General features: G+C 44.0%; 13 protein-coding genes. 4 read left to right on the forward strand and 9 right to left on the reverse strand.

Annotated elements, in window-relative coordinates; genetic code table 11:
* Positions 1–39 precede the first annotated feature (39 nt).
* From QXD64_07130 to QXD64_07140, 3 genes are all read right to left on the reverse strand, one after another.
* Positions 40–1,287: a radical SAM protein gene (locus tag QXD64_07130; GenBank protein ID MEM3397083.1), complete on the reverse strand. Its 1,248-nt coding sequence runs from the start codon at positions 1,285–1,287 to the stop codon at positions 40–42.
* Between the two features lie 260 nt (positions 1,288–1,547).
* The gene (locus QXD64_07135; GenBank protein MEM3397084.1) at positions 1,548–1,781 is read right to left on the reverse strand and encodes a hypothetical protein; all 234 of its coding nucleotides are present in this window, start codon (positions 1,779–1,781) and stop codon (positions 1,548–1,550) included.
* Positions 1,778–3,307 (reverse strand): cache domain-containing protein, encoded by a 1,530-nt coding sequence (locus QXD64_07140; protein ID MEM3397085.1) that lies wholly within the window; start codon positions 3,305–3,307, stop codon positions 1,778–1,780. Before QXD64_07140 ends, QXD64_07135 begins: the two co-directional genes overlap by 4 nt.
* Positions 3,308–3,490: 183 nt before the next feature.
* Between QXD64_07140 and QXD64_07145 the strand changes: the two genes are divergently transcribed.
* On the forward strand, positions 3,491–3,976 hold the full coding sequence (locus tag QXD64_07145) for a hypothetical protein (GenBank protein ID MEM3397086.1): 486 nt from the start codon (positions 3,491–3,493) through the stop codon (positions 3,974–3,976).
* Positions 3,977–4,002: 26 nt separating this feature from the next.
* Entirely contained in the window at positions 4,003–4,371 is a 369-nt protein-coding gene (locus tag QXD64_07150) for a hypothetical protein (protein MEM3397087.1), read from the forward strand.
* A 55-nt stretch (positions 4,372–4,426) separates the two neighbouring features.
* Here QXD64_07150 and hflX read toward each other — a convergent pair whose 3' ends face one another.
* From hflX to QXD64_07175, 5 genes are all read right to left on the reverse strand, one after another.
* Entirely contained in the window at positions 4,427–5,572 is a 1,146-nt protein-coding gene (gene hflX / locus QXD64_07155; GenBank protein ID MEM3397088.1) for a GTPase HflX, read from the reverse strand.
* A 107-nt stretch (positions 5,573–5,679) separates the two neighbouring features.
* Positions 5,680–7,317 (reverse strand): urocanate hydratase, encoded by a 1,638-nt coding sequence (hutU, locus tag QXD64_07160; protein MEM3397089.1) that lies wholly within the window; start codon positions 7,315–7,317, stop codon positions 5,680–5,682.
* A 9-nt stretch (positions 7,318–7,326) separates the two neighbouring features.
* Positions 7,327–7,635, reverse strand: coding sequence for a molybdopterin dinucleotide binding domain-containing protein (locus tag QXD64_07165; protein ID MEM3397090.1), 309 nt, complete (start codon positions 7,633–7,635; stop codon positions 7,327–7,329).
* 139 nt (positions 7,636–7,774) lie between these two features.
* Complete coding sequence (locus tag QXD64_07170) at positions 7,775–13,318, reverse strand: lamin tail domain-containing protein (protein MEM3397091.1); 5,544 nt, start codon at positions 13,316–13,318, stop codon at positions 7,775–7,777.
* 101 nt (positions 13,319–13,419) lie between these two features.
* Positions 13,420–14,745, reverse strand: coding sequence for a signal recognition particle protein Srp54 (locus QXD64_07175; protein MEM3397092.1), 1,326 nt, complete (start codon positions 14,743–14,745; stop codon positions 13,420–13,422).
* Between the two features lie 132 nt (positions 14,746–14,877).
* On the opposite strand from QXD64_07175, the gene QXD64_07180 reads away from it, so the two are divergent.
* Both QXD64_07180 and gmhA read left to right on the forward strand, forming a co-directional pair.
* Entirely contained in the window at positions 14,878–15,906 is a 1,029-nt protein-coding gene (locus tag QXD64_07180; protein MEM3397093.1) for a GHMP kinase, read from the forward strand.
* Between the two features lie 9 nt (positions 15,907–15,915).
* Positions 15,916–16,491 carry a D-sedoheptulose 7-phosphate isomerase gene (gmhA, locus tag QXD64_07185; GenBank protein ID MEM3397094.1) on the forward strand — a complete coding sequence of 192 codons (576 nt, stop codon included), beginning with the start codon at positions 15,916–15,918 and terminating at the stop codon, positions 16,489–16,491.
* A 29-nt stretch (positions 16,492–16,520) separates the two neighbouring features.
* Here gmhA and QXD64_07190 read toward each other — a convergent pair whose 3' ends face one another.
* Positions 16,521–16,799 (reverse strand): DUF5654 family protein, encoded by a 279-nt coding sequence (locus QXD64_07190; protein ID MEM3397095.1) that lies wholly within the window; start codon positions 16,797–16,799, stop codon positions 16,521–16,523.
* Between the last annotated feature and the right edge of the window lie 132 nt (positions 16,800–16,931).

Raw genomic sequence — 16,931 nt, forward strand, 5'->3', positions numbered from 1 at the left:
TAATTTGTGATTGCTGCCTCTTCGGAAAGGGGGTGGATTTCAAGTGGAAAAAAGTGTTTGTTTTGCTTTCTCCATGCTTTCTGCATACTCTGCATAGTTTCTGATGCACTTTGGATTGCTCAGCGGAAACGGAAGGTTTTCAACTACGGTCTTCGTAAGGTCGTGCACAAAATATGTGCCTTTTTCCGTAACTCTATGCTCCCTAATATAGCCAGTAACTCTCAGGATTTGCAGGACCATCTTTATACTCTGCGGCAGTTTGTTACAGACAGCAGGGTCCATCTGAAGTTTGTAAAGTTCATGTGCAAAGGTTCTCCAGGACTTTGCCCTTTCATCAAGTTCTGCGTAAAACACACGACGCTTCCTTTCCTTAATACTCTCTAGGTAAAGTTCAATTGGTGGATTCACTGTCTGTATGTTACCACATGTACTGAAGGCACCAGGACCTAAACCAAAGTAGTCATGCACAAGCTCATCCTTGGATGAAGCGTATATGCGCTTGCTTTTCGCAAAAACCCAAACACTATCTCTTCTGTATCCCTTTTCTTTAAGGAGGGCCCATGCATTCTCGATTGCACGAAACATGCTCTGAGCATCTACACCAGGTCGGGCCCTGACACCTGGAATAGAAAGATAGGGATAGATTGTAATCTGATCAGGGCCTATGTTTCCAATCACGGCTACATCCTTCAAGAATTCGTTGAGGTTTTGGCTCGGTAGACCGACCATCAAATCAATGTTGACAGAGAGACCGAGACCCTGAGCAGCATCAACAACACTTTCTACCATCTTTTCCGTTGCTCTTGCTCTCCTAACTGCCGTGAGTGCACTGGACTGAAGGGTCTCAACACCCATGCTTATCTTAGTAACTCCACCTGCAGAGATTTTCTCAAGATACTCTGGCTTGAACCCAAACGGATTCCCTTCCATTCCAACTTCTTCAAGTTCAACATGCTCTCTGAGAACGGAAAGCAACCCGCAGATTTCCTCTGGTCCCAGAAGGTTTGGCGTACCGCCACCAACGTAAAGCCAGCTTGCTCTACCTTTCAATCGCTGCAGTCTAACCTCTTTTTTCACACTTTCCAGATATTTTTCTTTCAACTTTTCATCGTAGAGCACCTTGTAGAAAGGGCAGAAAGAGCAGAACATTCTGCAAAATGGGACATGTAGATAGAGTCCAAAACTTGAGGTATCTGTGTTTTCCGCATTCCATTCAATGGATGTGTATGTGAAGCCAACTTTGGAGAAGCTTCGGGATAGCATAGATTTGGAGATTTCAGGAATCAATGGTAGCACCTTTTTTACGATGATGCTACCGATTATAAAAATCATTCGGTAGAGAGATTTGTGCGAATAAGGGAGGGTGGGTGGTTTTCAAGTGGAAACTGGGCTATCCGCCCTACGGTACCACGAGGGTTGGCACCCTTACGGTAACCTGCGTCAAGGAGATGCTTTCAGCATCTCCGAACCGACCCCCGTTTTGGATGAAAACTTTTTGGGCGAAGCCTGAAAAGGTTTCCCCGAATAAACATATGCCAGTTTTCACTCTATTGCGACAAAACTTTCCTCAACTTGTTCCTGATTTCAATTCTCTTTTCTTTATCGTAGATTGCGTTCTCCACCACTTTATCCACAAGTAAGGGTAATTTATCTATTGGGATTGTTTCTAATGTATAACCCATATCTCTTACCTGTTTTTTTATGACAAAGTCCGCAATAGGCCCTGCTGCATCCACCACTATGTTCCGCATTTTTTCTAGCAATTCCCTTGTTTCACTCAATGTTTGCCTCCCTTTCCTTCCTGCTCTTCTAGCTCCTTAAGAGCAATAACAGCAGTGTTCTGCAACCTCTGGAAGGCCTTTGCAATCTCTTCAATTACAGGTTCCTCGGTTTCTATTTTCAACGGCTCAGAGGTTTCGCCTTTACTTATCTTGTCTGCTGTTTCTCTAAACTTCTCAAGCGCCTTATTAAATGGTCGAAGAATTGCACCCGAAAGGAAGATACTGCCCACTACACTGGCTATTAAAACTACTGCTGTAATTATAATGAAATAAAACGGCACGAGGGAAATTGTTGAATCCATCTTATGCGCAGCATCTTCTACCGCATGAAGTACTTCCTCCTCAGGGATGACTATGCCCATTGACCACCCTACAGATGAAAGTGGTGCAAATGCGATTATTTTTTGGCCTGAAGATAATGTGATTTCCTTTTCGCCGACACTGCCATTCAGCATTTCCTTTATCACGGATGCAACATTTAGGTCTGGACTGCTTAACAGGCTTATATTTTCCATCGCTTCAACCATCTCATCCGTCCAATTCTGGCTTTCTGCGGGCTTTAGTATCTCATACAGGGCTTTCTTGTGTGTTTCGTTCCAGATAATCTCTTCTATTCCCTCCTGAGGCATCTCAATTACCTGCCCTTCATCAGAGAGAATAAACACATAGCTTCCATTTGTATATCTGGCTTTATTCGCAAACTCAGTTAGGGTAGAGAGCAGAATATCTATGCCCACCGTTCCTATAAACTCTGAGTTCTGATAAATAGGAGCAATACAACTAGTCATCCAGACGCCCTTTGTAGCATCAAGATATGGCGGCATCCAGACCACATCTTTCTGCGGATTGTGTTGTGGGTCTGCAAGAACCACATAGTCCTGTGTATCATCGTCTAGTTCATCATAACCAGGGTCCTCTCTCAGAAGTTCTTCATAAGAAAACCAAGGATAGCAATTTGAAAAACCACCTAACCGCACATTCCACACAAGGTCTGCGGTATCATTGTGCTTATTGTAAATTTCCGAAAATATTATATCAAATAGCATCACTTTGTGGAGTTCTTCTGTCACATATGCCCTATAACTTTCATTTGAAAAGGTATTATTCACTACTTTAGCGGAAAGATAGGGATTTCCCAGTCCTCTACCCTCCCAATCGGCATAGACCCCGAACTCGGGATGAATATAGCCAAAGCCAGGCAGTCCTGTGTGATTCTTGTCTGGATAATAATCAGGCCGGTAAGCATCTTTAAACATTGAATAATTGTTGTATACCTTGTCTGCAAATTCCTGAAGAACTTTTGTATCTTTCCAGTAACTCTCAAAGAAGGAATTTACCTCGGCACTCTTGCTCTCAATCCACTGCAGAATCTTCACTTCATTCTCCTTCAATACCTTTGTTCTCATTTCATTTATTGCACTCTCTTTCATGTTCTGCATCATTATTCCAGATATCGCAGAAAGCAGGAGCAAGGGCAAGACCGCAAAGAGAGTTGTTGTAATCATTACCTTTCTTGTTAGACGCATGGTTATCACCTTACTTGAGATACGGCGCAGTATATATTTCTTGCTTTATGTGTCATGCTGTCTGGTATCATTTAATATATGAAGAACGAAAGCCAGAATATACTGGCTACATCTGGCTAATGAGAGACAAAAATGGAAAAATACTAATACTTAAAACATCGATAATCTATGTCGGTGGTAAAAATGAGCATAACTCTATCCAAGGAAGAAGAGAAGTTTGTAGAGGCAATCCGCACTCCTGAAGAAATGGAGAAATTCCTAGAAAAAAAATTCGATGAGACGATAGATAGAATTCTCCATTACTCAAGAGAGGTCACAGAAAGAAAGAGAAAGTTCTATGAGACGACGCGAAAGGCAATCCTCGTAGAATCCAGTCCCATGGAACTGAAGGGCTGCGGGGAAATGGAGGAGGCTGTAAGGTATGCAAACACCATATTCTCTTGGGCGAGCAACTTATGTAAAAGAATGTGGCCATATATTTGGCTATATTATGTCAGACCCGGAGTTATCTACTCTATACAGCCTATACGGCACAACCCATTAGAACCAGAACGAGATATGTTGTCATCCCGTTCTTTTCATTACGGGCACAGTGCAAAGATGGAGGACTCGGTGGTGACCGCAGTGGAATTCTTTATCTCACCGAAAATCTTACAATTCAATATATAGAAAGGGAGCCAACACCCCTTACACCAATGGAAAGATTCTGTCGCAGAGTGCTCAGGGTATATGCGAATGAAAGATTCAGGAATCCGATACAGATGGCAAGTTATCTGCACAAGAACCTCCTGAAGAGAGTAGTAGAGCATATAGAGAGCGGTGAGGTTTATAGTGATGTAACCTCCTCCATCATAGATTTATACGATCAACTCTTTGTTGGATGTACGCTTGACTCACTTGAAGAGCTCTGCAATATGAAATTCTTCTGTGCGGAGATGCTTCCTTATCTCAACGAGAATGACCTGAAAAACTATCCTATGATAAAAAGGACCGAGAAAAAGATCAGGAAACTAATACTGGATTTGGATATGTCTTCCGATGTGTCTAATGTGGAGAAGGTATAATCTAGACAGGGATGCTAATTCCGAGAACACTCTACTTTGTTTCTGAAAAAAATTTTCAGATTTGTTCTGCTTTTATCCCGTCTGTCACCTCTTCTATTTTTTTCACCAACTCTTTTAGTCCCTCACCATTTCTTGCAGAAATCACAATTGGATTCAGATGCATTTCCATCTCCACAACTTGCCTCGCATTTTCTCTTTTCGCCTCATCCATCAAATCTGCCTTGGTTATTACAAACAACAACCTCTTTGAGAGTTGTTTCTCATTTCCAAATCGGCTCATATATTGATTTATCTGGTTAACCACAACTCGTGCCTTTCTCACAATTTCAGTGGGCGAGTCAGAGCCATCGAGAAGCAGAAGCACCACATCTGCATACTGGATTTCTTCATAGGTAGAGCGAAAAGCATCTATGATGTAGAGCGGCATCCCATCAATGAACCCCACCGTATCAACAAGCAAGAACTTTAATTTCAGGTTGTTGATTCTTCTCACGAGCGTTGAGAGCGTGGTAAACATCCTATCATCGGTATAGGCTTTTTCGCCAGCTAGTGCATTCAGTAAAGTGGTCTTTCCAGCATTCGTGTAACCTGCCAATGCAATGGAAACATAATTCAGTTCTTTCCTTCTCGCTCTCTGCAACTCCCTTGCCTTCCTATACTTTTCCAGTGTTCTACGGATTTTGGCAGCTCTTCTTTTAATTAGGTCAAAATATTGGTCAACCATGTATTCTCCGCCAGCATAAGCACCGCTGTGTTCCCCTGTTTTATAACGATGCACATATTCTCGCATCAGCGGAATCTCGTACTGCAATTTTGCAAGTTCCACCTGCAGTTTTGCTTCCACACTGTTTGCATTTCTCATAAATATTTCTAGAATAAGCGAAGTCCGGTCTATCACCTTAGCTCCAGTTTCTTTCTCTATATGGTAAATCTGTGCAGGTTCAAGTGGGTCATTAATAACCAGAAGATCAACTTTCTCTTCTTTCATTCTTTCCCTTATCTCTTTGATTTTTCCCGCACCAACATAGTATTTCCTATCTGGAAAATCTCTTTTCTGGACAACACACTCCCTCACAGAGTATCCAATTGTTCTTATCAACTCGCTTATCTCCGTAACATCTTTTCTTATAGAAACAAGAAAAACCTCCTTCTTCTCTCCTTTCCCATTCCCTTCTTCTTGTATTCCATTTGCTTCTCGCATTTCTTCCGCTTTTGCAGTGGAAATGGACCCCCTCCCCCTTTCTTTCGCCCTCCTCCCATCTTGAGTGTTTAACACTTCCTCTGCAGTGGAAATAAAGGTCCTCCCCCTTACTTAAGCATCGGAATCTTTACGCCTGCTTTTTTCGCAAATGCAATTGCTTCTTCGTATCCTGCGTCTGCATGCCGTACAATCCCCATGCCAGGGTCAGTGGTAAGCACCCTCTCTATTCTTTTCTCCGCGTTTTCAGTTCCATCTGCAACAACAATCATTCCCGCATGGGTTGAGTAACCTATTCCAACACCACCTCCGTTGTGAAGTGCCACAAGGTCTGCACCTGCAGCCACATTCAGCATTGCATTCAGCAATGGCCAATCAGCGATTGCATCACTACCGTCTTTCATGCCCTCTGTCTCTCTGTAGGGCGAGGCCACAGAGCCACAATCTAAATGGTCTCTTGTGATTGTCACAGGGGCCTCAAGTTCACCGCTGGCAACCATCTTATTTATTATTTTTCCGAATTTTGCGCGCTCACCATAACCAAGCCAGCAAACTCTTGCGGGTAAGCCCTCAAATGGCACATACTTTTCCGCTAGTTGTATCCAGTTCACCAGTTGCTTGTTATGGGCAAATTCTCTCATCACAACATCATCTGTCTTCAGAATGTCCTCCTTATTCCCGGACAACGCAACCCATCGGAAAGGTCCACGACCTTCACAGAACATTGGTCTGATGAACAGCGGCACGAAGCCCTGGAAAGCAAAAGCATCCTTGAATCCTCTCGTGTACGCCTGCGCCCTGATGTTGTTCCCATAATCAAACACCACCGCACCTCTTTCCAGGAATTTAACCATTGCCTTCACATGTTCTACCATGGAATCCATGGCCATATTGATGTATTTTTCTGGCTCGCTCTTTCTCAGTTCCTCTGCCTCCTTTACACTCAGCCCCTTTGGCACATAACCGTTTAATGGGTCGTGGGCGCTTGTCTGGTCGGTCACCACATCCGGCTGAAAACCACGTTCCACGAGCAGCGGCTCAATTTCTGCACAGTTGCCCACCAAACCAATTGAGAGCCCCTCTCCTCTTGTTTTTGCATCCATTGCAATTTTGAGTGCCTCCTCCACATCATAAACAATCATGTCGCAGAATCCCCGCTCCACACGTCTCTTTATTCTTCGCTCATCCACTTCAATATCAATGCACACGCCATGGTTCATTTTCACAGCAAGTGGTTGGGCACCACCCATTCCTCCCATTCCACCTGTAAGCACAATTTTTCCTTTTAAACTTCCATCAAAATATTTTCTGGCTGCAGCGGCAAAGGTCTCATAGGTGCCTTGAATTATTCCCTGGGTTCCAATGTATGCCCAGCCCCCTGCCGTCATCTGCCCGTACATTATCAGTCCGAGTTTTTCAAGTTCATAGAATTTCTCCCAGGTGCTCCATCGCGGCACGAGATGAGCATTCGCAATAAGTACCCGCGGTGCATTCTCATGGGTACGGAAAACTCCGACGGGCTTGCCGGATTGCACGAGCATTGTTTCATCATTTTCAAGATTTGTGAGCGTCTCAACAATCGCATGATAACAATCCCAATTCCTTGCAGCTTTCCCAGCGCCACCGTAAATTATCAACTCATCTGGTTTTTCCGCATTTTCCAGGTTGTTCTGGAGCATTCGCAGAATTGCCTCCTGCCTCCAACCTTTGCACACAAGCTCTTTTCCTCTTCTTGCGGTGATGGGCAAGGGCTCACCTCACTTCTTCTTTTTCTTTTCCTCTGGCTCCTCCTTTTTCACAACAGAAACAAAGACGGCATCGCCTGTTCTCACCCTCAAAGTATCAGCATCTGGCTTCCTTATCCTTATGATGTTCTCTTCCCAGATGTCGTCCCTTACTACTTTCAATGTAACCGAGCCATGGGCACTTCTCACCAACACACTGTCTTCATCAGTTAATCCCATTTTCTCATAATCTGCTGGGTTGATTTTTGCCACTCCACTGCCCGGCAACGAGCTGACCCATACCCGCATTGTTGCGATTTCTTCAGTCACAATTCTCACCATCACAGGAAAAAGCAAGAGGATAGAAATAAGTTTCTATGAAAGGGATACAAGGTAAGCAGGAAGGCAAAGGTGGAAAAGGTAGGAAAATAGGTTTTACTCCTGCCCTGGTTTCAGCACGAGCTTGAGCACAAGCCCTTCCTTACTTTTTCCAACTTCCAGTTTTTTTATCATTTTTTACACCTCCATACTTTCTTTTCAAAACATTCACAGTCACTAAAACCAGCACTCCGAGCATTGAGTAGTGCCAGGATGTTTCAGGCACAACCGTAGTGTTTGCACTGTCACTGCTTTCTTGGAACTTTACACCATAGAGCGATGTGTAGTTCAGGAATGCCCAGTTCATGAGTGTGCCTTGCGTAACATTCACACTTACCTGCAAAGTCACATAGTGGCTCCCAGGAGCGACATTCGTAAAGTGCCATCGCACCACATTTCCATCTAACACACCACCGTCAGAAGCAGAAACAAAATCCACACCATCTGGTAATGTGTCGTTAATCCAGACATGCCCTGCTATGCCCGTGCCTGTGTTGTTGTAGTAAATTGTGTATGTGAGAATCTCGCCATAACTTGCAACCGTTTTGTCAACAACCTTTTCAACCAGAATTATTGGTCTTCTGCAGAGCACCTGTGCACTTGCCTGGCTCGAGGGCATGCTTCTCCGCAGCTGGTCCTTGTAAGTCAGGTTGACTATATTCGTGAGGGTAACACCATCGCCAACAGTAGCATTCACCTGCACAGTGATTGTCAGTGCATTCTGGCTATCATGCACTACAGTGCCGAAATACCATCTGTAGGTTCTGCCGTCTGTTGAGGTGTATGGAATGCTTGAGGAGACAAAGGCGACACCATCTGGTAATGTATCATTTATCCAGACCTCCTTTGCGTTTCCATCACCTGTGTTGTTGTAGTAGATTGTGTAGATGATTTGGCTACCTGGCTGTGTCTCGGAAACATCTGCAATCTTGTCAACGGCAATGTATGGTGCCTTTCTGTCATTGGGTGCGTTTCGTGTGGGAGAGGAAGAGATGTAGAAATCTGAACTTGTGTTTGTGTCAATTGGTCTCCCTGTATCTTCATGCTTGAATCTCGCCCAGCTCTCTCCACTATCCATACGAGGATAAGTGGTCTCGTCAATTATCTCAGTTGCAGTTCTTCGCAATGTGATAATTGCACCAGTATCTGGCAATTGGTTTGACAGAGACACAGATAAGTACTCACTTCCAGAGCCAAAGGGTCCTAGTACAGTCCCGGTTGGGAAAGTATAGATTCTCGTAGTGCCACGATAAATATACCAGCCACCTATGTTCACACTGCTATCCGTGGGATTTGCAATTTCAATCCATTCTGGGTTGGGATAGGAAGAGATTTCGTTGATTACAATCAAGGCAAAAGCACCAATTACAGAGGTATTAGCAAAGGCACTGGAATTTTGAAGTTTATTGCCAGCAGCATCAGTATAGTTCAGGGAGACAGAATTTGTGATGGTGATGCCAGTAGGTGCGGTTGTGTTAATCCGCACAGTGATTGTAAGTGCGTTCATACCCACGCTTACATTCTCCAACACCCATTTGTAAGTCCTGCCATCTGTTGAATTATATGGAATTGAGGAGGTTACGAATGTAACATAGTCGGGCAATGTATCATTTATCCAGACATACTTGGAATTTGCAGAGCCCGTGTTGTTGTAGTAAACAGTGTAGTTGAGCCAGTCCCCTGGTGAGGCAGTTTCTCTGTCCACAATTTTTCCGACTACAATGTAAGGGGCATTGTATAATATTGCACAAGAATAGATACTTTCTGGCATTTTTCTGCCAAGTATGTCAGTGTAATTCACTGACACATTGTTATAAATTGCTGTAGTTGGAGGAATGCTCTCATTGACTCTTGCTGTAAAAGTAATGCTGTAAGAACCTGGAGCAAGATTTGTGAAATTCCAGTAGTAAGTTTTCCCTGCAATTCCCGATGGAGCAGGAGAAGCAGACACAAACTCCAGATAAGGCGAGAGCGTATCATTCACCCATACATTTCTTGCTCTTCCATCACCTGTGTTGTTGTAGTAAATTGTGTAGTTCACATACTCCCCAGGAGAAAGAATTATCTGCTTGTCTGCAATTTTCACCACATTTATGAGTGGTGCCTTTCTGTCGTTCCAGGTGCCACTTGTGGGAGATGAAGAAATATAAAAGTCCCAGGTATCAACATCTGTGTCCTCTGGCTTACCGTCATAGGCATTTTTGTATCTTGATAAGGTTGCACCAGAAGGAATGGTAGTAAACTGCACTTCATCAATTAAAGTCCCTGTGTTTGTGTACAACCTTACCCCCGTAGCTGTGGCAATGTTAGTTGTGGGTGTAACAACCCTGTACTCGCTTCCAGACCCGAAGGCACCTATTATGTTGGTTCCCTGAAAAGTGTATACTGTTCTCCAATTGTTCCCGATGCGGGCCTGCAGATACCAATTTCGCACATCTATCTGGCTTGATGTAGGATTTGCTATTTCTATCCAGTTCCCAGATGTGGAAACTTCGTTGATTACGAGATGATTGTCTATCGGCAATGCTCTATCGTTTCTCTGTCTTTGTGTGGGCGAATCCGAAATGTAGAAGTCATGGGAATCTGTATCAGTATCCACAGGTTTTCCGTTGTATGGCGAATAATACCTTGCCCAGGTCTGCCCAGCACCAAGATTTGCAGGATATCTTGTCTGGTCTGTTCGTGTGTTTGTTTGGTCTTGTATCCTTACAGTTCTGGAATTCGAAGGGAATGGATTAGTTGTGAAAGTCACAACCAAATATTCATTTCCTGACCCAAAGGCACCGATTATTGTACCAGATGGAAATGTGTATATCACAGTGTTTCCTAGCAGAATATCCCAGCCAGAAATGTCAATCGGATTTTCCGTTGGATTCACAATCTCTATCCAGTCATTGCTTCCATAAGTGTAAATTTCATTTATCACAACATCCGTGCCATAGGTGTTGCGAACACCAATTCTTTCCCGCATCAAATTTGTAATCAGTGCACTGTCGCTCCAGTCCCCTGCCTTAAACCAGTTCTTTGTCGCGAATCTAATCACGCTCCTGTTTCCAATATCTTGCAAAATTCCTCTTGGCAATGCACATTCCATCTCATGGCTACCAATTGCAGCACTAACATTTCCCATGTAGGTCCAGTAGGTCCAGTTCTGTTCAACAATGTATGTTTCATAATGATAAACCTCGCTCGTGTAAATTGTGTTGTTCTTCCCAGTAACCATTATCATGTATTCGGCACCCATCTCTCCCCTGTAAACTCTAAACCCGGTTAAGCGATTGCCATCTATGTCTATGAACACGAATAAAGCGTCCATGCCTTCAAGCACAGGGACTTCTGGTGGCGGTGGCGTCACAACCTCGCTCGGTCTTTCCACAATCATTGGCAATTCCTCGCCAGCAAGCACAACGCCATAGGTTGAGAGATAGAAGGACACATTCTCCATGTCCACCATTCCATACTTTGCAATGTCCACACTGGGCCAGACAAATCTGCCAGGCGGGAAAGTGTCATTTTCAGTATCTGTATTAAGCATCACATTTTGCCAGTCAGCAAATGCACCATCAATCACAATTTCTTGTGGCACTGTCTCCACATAAGTGTTGCCAATAAAACTGGAATAAAGCGTTGCTGTACCATTTTCCACAAAAACATCGCTCCGGCTTGGAATTCTCAATCCCACAGATTTCCCAATCGCACTTGAATTCAACCTCGCATAAATACCAATTTCCATCTCACTGTTTTTCTCAAGCGGCATTGAAACATTAAAGCGGAACATCCCGTCTGTGTAATTTCCAGCAACTACATTATTTCCAGCCCTTAACTCAATTCCATCAAAATCAGTTGCACTGGCATTCCCTGCAATGCTCACATTGATTTGCCTGATCCAGTTCTCCTTTGCCTTTGTCTCAACACTAAGGCGGAGCAATTCTACATTCTGGCTATGATTAACAATGCCATGTTCAGGATTGCTTTGTGTGATAACAATTGCGCCCGGATGTGTGGAAACCACGGCCTGGCCCCTGCTTCTGTTCCCGTAGTTATCCTGTGCGTAAAACACAATCCTTGGTATTGAAGCTGGCTGTGTGAGCGTGAACTGTCCCTCAAATCGTTGTCCATCAACAGCTCCTTTGCCACTGTATTTGCTTTCAAACCCGTTAAAATCTGTCTGATTCCTGCTCGAGTTCCATTGATAGGCAGAGGCACTTTTTACTGCACAATCCCAGCCAGAAAACACAGCCATGTAGTCAGCCCCTATGCCAGAAATTGCATAGCCTGTGCTTGCGTTATCATCTGCATCCACAAACATGAAGAAGGCATCAGTTTCGTTGAATGCTTTACCCAGCATCGCAGCATCTCTCACCTCCACATAGAAGGAGAGATAGTTTCTGTAGAGATGCACACCGTATTTACCAATCTCCACACTTGGATTCTGTAAGCTATAGACAGGGTTTTCATAGATTGTCGTGCCTTCCCAATCCTCAAATTTGCCATCTATTGTGATGCCTGGATAAATCACGAACATACTGTAGATAAGCAAGGGCAGTAGAAAGAACATGAAGAACACAATAACAACAGTCCAGGTTTTTTTAACACTTTCGGGAACTCCCTTTTTCTTTTTTGGTTTTCCAATGTCGTATTTAAGGCCAGCACCGTTGATGAGTCCTTCTCTATGGGCCATCACAAACCCGTTGATGAGACCGTTAACTTTGCCGTAAGTCGCACCTCTTCCTGTGGCAACCCCATTTATCAAGCCGTTAATCTTCCCTGGCTTGTAATGCAGGGTACGGCCATTTATCAATCCCTGAACCGACTTCCCATTTGTTTTCCCATTAATTCTTCCGTTGATTTTACCATTAATCCTTCCATTGATTTTCCCATTGGTTATTCCATTCTCACTTCTAGCTCCCTCTGCAAAAGGCGATTTTGAAACAATTCCCTTGGGTGTGTGAACGACTTTTGCCTCTTTGCTCTTCTCGATTGCATGAATCGTGCTCAGCACAGCCTCAGCCTTCTCCGTCTCTCCCATCTGACGAAGAATTTCTGCTTTGGTTTTCAGTAAGTCAGGATTTCTTGGTTGTTTTGCGAGCAACGCATCGTATCTCTCAAGCAATTCCCTGAGCACATCTCGCTTTTTCTTTCCACTTTCCCTCTCTGCGATAATCTCCAGAATCCTGCGTTTGTAAACTTCCCCCTCTTTCGCAAGGGCTGCGGCCTTCTCGAAGCACACACAGGCCTCTGAGTAGCGAGAAAGCTTTGCAAGAATCTCTCCCTTTATCTCCCAGGCCTTTGGGAGTTCTGGCTGAATTCTCGTGAGTTCATCATAGTATCTGTAGGCCTCCTCCAACTCCTTTACCTCTTTAGTTTCAAAAACCTCTTTATCACTTTCACTCACCCTTTTCCAGCGTTCCTTTATGTCCTTACCTAACTTTCCGTTTCCGTTTCCATTTCTTTCTCTCAATTTTTCCAGATTTGACTTTATCTTCTCAGCGCACTTTATCCCAATACCATTAATTTCAGCAAGTTCCTCCTTGCTGATTTTACTAAGGGCATCGTAGGTGCAGAGCCCTCGCTCCACCAGGATTTCGGCCCTTGCAATAGAAATCTCGAGAAGTTGAGCGAGTTCCTCTGCAGTGTAGGTATTCATCACTATAGAAATAGATAGGTAATTTTATCTCAGTTGTTGCAGAGTTTTCCCCCACATCCGTACGAAATCACTATAATTCGGGACAGAAAAATGACACACATTTACGCCTGGAAATTCTTCATCTGCTTCTCAAGCTGTTTTCGCATCTTCCTGTCACTCATAATTCCCTTCGCTGCTCGTTTCGACATTTCATAATATTTCAGCAATTCTCGGACATCCTTGGTATCCACACCTGCACCCCTGGCAATTCTCAAAATTCTTGAACCCTTTATTAGATGCGGATTTTCCAGTTCCTCGTCTGTCATTGAGTCCATAATTACTTTGAATTTTTTCAATCTTGCCTGGGTTTCCTCAATTTGTTTGTTATCCAAATTCCCTCCTATCGGCAGAAACGACATGAGTTTTTGCAGGGGACCAATATTTGTCAGGTTCTCCATCTGCTCATACATATCTTTCAGTGTAAATTTACCAGCAATCATTTTTTTTGCCTGCTCTTCCATTTTTTCCTCGCTTCCACTCTCCTTTATCTTTTCCAGCAGGGTCTGAAGGTCTCCCATGCCTAGCAACCTGGAGATGAATCTCGTGGGCTCAAAATCCTCCAAATCTTCAATGTGTTCACCCACACCAATGCACACAATTGGTGCCTGCGTCTCAGCCACAGCGCTCAGTGCACCACCTCCTTTCGCAGATCCGTCAAGCTTTGTGATGACTACGCCAGTAATTCCAACGGCCTCGTGAAACGCCTTTGCTTGGGGGCCAGCCTGCTGTCCGATAGTTGCATCAATCACCAGAAAAATTTCATCTGGCTTTGCAACAGCTGCGACCCTTTTTATCTCCTCAATCAAGTCATTTTCGAGCGAATGTCGCCCAGAAGTGTCTATGATTTTCACCTCATAGTTCTGCATTTTTGCAAGTCCCTCTCTCACAATTTTCGGAGCTTTCGTCTCACCTTTCTCACCATAAAATCCTGCATTTGTTGCCTCTGCAAGTTGCTGGAGCTGGTCATGAGCAGCAGGTCTATGCACATCCCCGGCAATCAGTGCCACATTCAGCCCGTGCTTCTGGAAATATTTAGCAAGTTTTCCACAGGTCGTGGTTTTGCCCTGTCCATAAAGGCCAACCATCATTATTGTCTGGCTTTTGAGTGGAATTTTCTTGGCATTGCCTAAAATTTTTACGAGTTCCTCATAAATTATTTTAATCACATGCTCTCGTGGGTTCACACCTTCTGCTGGCTTCTCTTCAAGGGCTCTCTTCTCCACTGCCTTTGTGAGCTTGAGCACTAGCTTAACATTCACATCTGCCTGAAGGAGGGCACGCTGGATGTCCTTGACAATTTCCTTGATGAGTTCAGGGCTAATCTCTCTCGCCATTCCAACTTTTTTCAGAACTTCACGCAATGAGCTTCCAAGATTGTCCAATACCATGGATAAGAAGATGGGACAGGGGGATTTAAGCTTTTGTACTTAGTGAATGAAAAGGACACTGGCTATGAAAGTGGACAAAAAGTTAAATATAATCATACATTCAGAGGTATAGTAATTATTGGAGCGGAAACCATGATGATACGAAGCAAGGCACCATTGAGGATAAGTTTCGGTGGCGGTGGAACAGATGTCTCTCCATACATTGAAGAACGAGGTGGTTGTGTTTTGAGCAGCACAATCAATAAATTTGCGTACGCTACCCTTGTTCCAGTTGAGACACCAGGCATTTCTGTTCAGTCGCTTGACTATGATATTGTTGTGAAGTATGATACAGATAGAGACCTTGTTTTCAATGGAGAACTGGACCTTGTGAAAGCAGTAATCAGGCGGTTTATGACTGAGGAGGACCTGAAACACAGGGGCGTGAAGATGTTCATCCACAGCGATGCACCACCTGGTTCTGGCCTTGGCTCATCTTCCACAATGGCTGTGGCTCTCATAGGGGTTCTGAAACACTGGAAAAGAATTCCTATGACTGATTATGAGGTAGCAGAACTAGCATACGAAATCGAACGCAAGGACCTGAAAATCCCAGGCGGAAAACAGGACCAGTATGCAGCAGCTTTTGGTGGCTTCAACTTCATCGAGTTCCTGAAGGACGCCACTATAGTTAATCCCCTGAAGATTGAACGTGAAACCCTGAACGAGTTGGAATATAGATGCTTACTTTGCTATACTGGGAGAACACGGCTTTCAGGCAACATTTTGAACACCCAGATAAAGAATTACTCAGAAAAAAAGCCAGATGTAGTTGAGGCACTAGACGAAACCAAGCGTTTGGCAATCGAGATGAAAAAAGCCCTGCTCACCTCAAAACTTGATGATTTTGGGGAGCTAATGCACGAGGCCTGGATGCACAAGAGGAAATTTGCAAGTGGGATTACAAACCAGTCAATAGATGCACTCTATGAAGTGGCAAGAAAAAACGGTGCAATAGGTGGTAAGCTGCTTGGTGCTGGTGGTGGTGGTTACATCCTGTTCATCTGTAAATTTGACAAGAAACATATCGTTGCAAAAGAGCTGGAAAACCTGGGAGGCAAGGTGATAGATTTCAGTTTTGAATTTAAAGGTTTGCAGACATGGAGCGTCTATCAATACTGAGGTGTGAAAATGATTGAAGAAATAGAAAGAATGGTAAATGAAAGTGTCGAAGCTAAACAAAAAATGCTCAAAATGCACAAGGACACGATTGCAAAAATTGTGGAAGTGATGTGCAATTCAATTGAGAACGGTGGCAAGGTTCTGTGGTGCGGTAATGGTGGGAGTGCAGCGGATGCCCAGCATCTGGCATGCGAGCTTGTGAGTAAGTTTTATGTAGATAGAAAGGCACTGGCTTCTATAGCGTTGAACACGAACACCTCAATTCTTACTGCGATTGCTAACGACTATGATTTTGAGAGAGTTTTCGTGAGACAGGTAGAAGCCCTCGGGAAAAAGGGAGATGTGCTGGTTGGAATAAGTACGAGCGGGAACTCGAAGAATGTGATTGCAGCGATGAAGAAAGCGAGAGAAATGGGAATTACTACAATTGGTTTTACAGGCGAAACTGGCGGTGCGATGAAGGAATGTGTAGACATTCTTCTGAATGTGCCATCAAAGGACACACCAAGAATTCAGGAGGCACATATAACCGCAGGGCACATCATCTGCTACTTGATAGAAAAACGGTTTGCTGGAATGAGCTAGAATAGAAAAGGAATAGAAATTGCTGGGATTTATTTCTTCTCTTCGGATTTCGCACCCCATCTTCCTATGTAAACGATTGCCAGAACACAGATAAATGTCACAATTATCGCAGTTACTACAAACATTATTAGACCCACCCAGTTCCCTTGCATTGCCCCTGCTGAAAGATTAACTCCAGCGGTTGCAAAAGCTCCCAGGACTACCTGGGTCCACACCATACCAATCACAATCCCAAAAGCCGCACCCAGAGAGGATGCAATTGTTTTCTTTATCTCAGATGCTGTCACTTTCTCCGGTTTGTCTCCCATTTTTTGGGTCATAAAGAATAGCCATTACAAATCTTTATTTGGGAGTGGCATATAAAAACCTCCTTGGGTAGAAAGGAAGCATTCGCAGTGTGTCCCATTTGGAGCAAGATGGGACACCCTCTCTTTTCTAAG

It is taken from the genome of Thermoplasmata archaeon (assembly GCA_038874435.1).
Classification (GTDB): Archaea; Thermoplasmatota; Thermoplasmata; order Lutacidiplasmatales; family SKW197; genus SKW197.

What these genes read in the sequence shown, in the direction of transcription:
- QXD64_07150 (MEM3397087.1), top strand. Translation starts at nt 4,003, where the DNA reads ATGGAAAGATTCTGTCGCAGAGTGCTCAGGGTATATGCGAATGAAAGA.
- QXD64_07180 (MEM3397093.1), top strand. Translation starts at nt 14,878, where the DNA reads ATGATGATACGAAGCAAGGCACCATTGAGGATAAGTTTCGGTGGCGGT.
- gmhA (MEM3397094.1), top strand. Translation starts at nt 15,916, where the DNA reads ATGATTGAAGAAATAGAAAGAATGGTAAATGAAAGTGTCGAAGCTAAA.
- QXD64_07165 (MEM3397090.1), bottom strand. Translation starts at nt 7,635, where the DNA reads ATGGTGAGAATTGTGACTGAAGAAATCGCAACAATGCGGGTATGGGTC.
- hflX (MEM3397088.1), bottom strand. Translation starts at nt 5,572, where the DNA reads ATGCGAGAAGCAAATGGAATACAAGAAGAAGGGAATGGGAAAGGAGAG.
- QXD64_07190 (MEM3397095.1), bottom strand. Translation starts at nt 16,799, where the DNA reads ATGGGAGACAAACCGGAGAAAGTGACAGCATCTGAGATAAAGAAAACA.
- QXD64_07145 (MEM3397086.1), top strand. Translation starts at nt 3,491, where the DNA reads ATGAGCATAACTCTATCCAAGGAAGAAGAGAAGTTTGTAGAGGCAATC.
- QXD64_07170 (MEM3397091.1), bottom strand. Translation starts at nt 13,318, where the DNA reads ATGAATACCTACACTGCAGAGGAACTCGCTCAACTTCTCGAGATTTCT.
- QXD64_07140 (MEM3397085.1), bottom strand. Translation starts at nt 3,307, where the DNA reads ATGCGTCTAACAAGAAAGGTAATGATTACAACAACTCTCTTTGCGGTC.
- QXD64_07175 (MEM3397092.1), bottom strand. Translation starts at nt 14,745, where the DNA reads ATGGTATTGGACAATCTTGGAAGCTCATTGCGTGAAGTTCTGAAAAAA.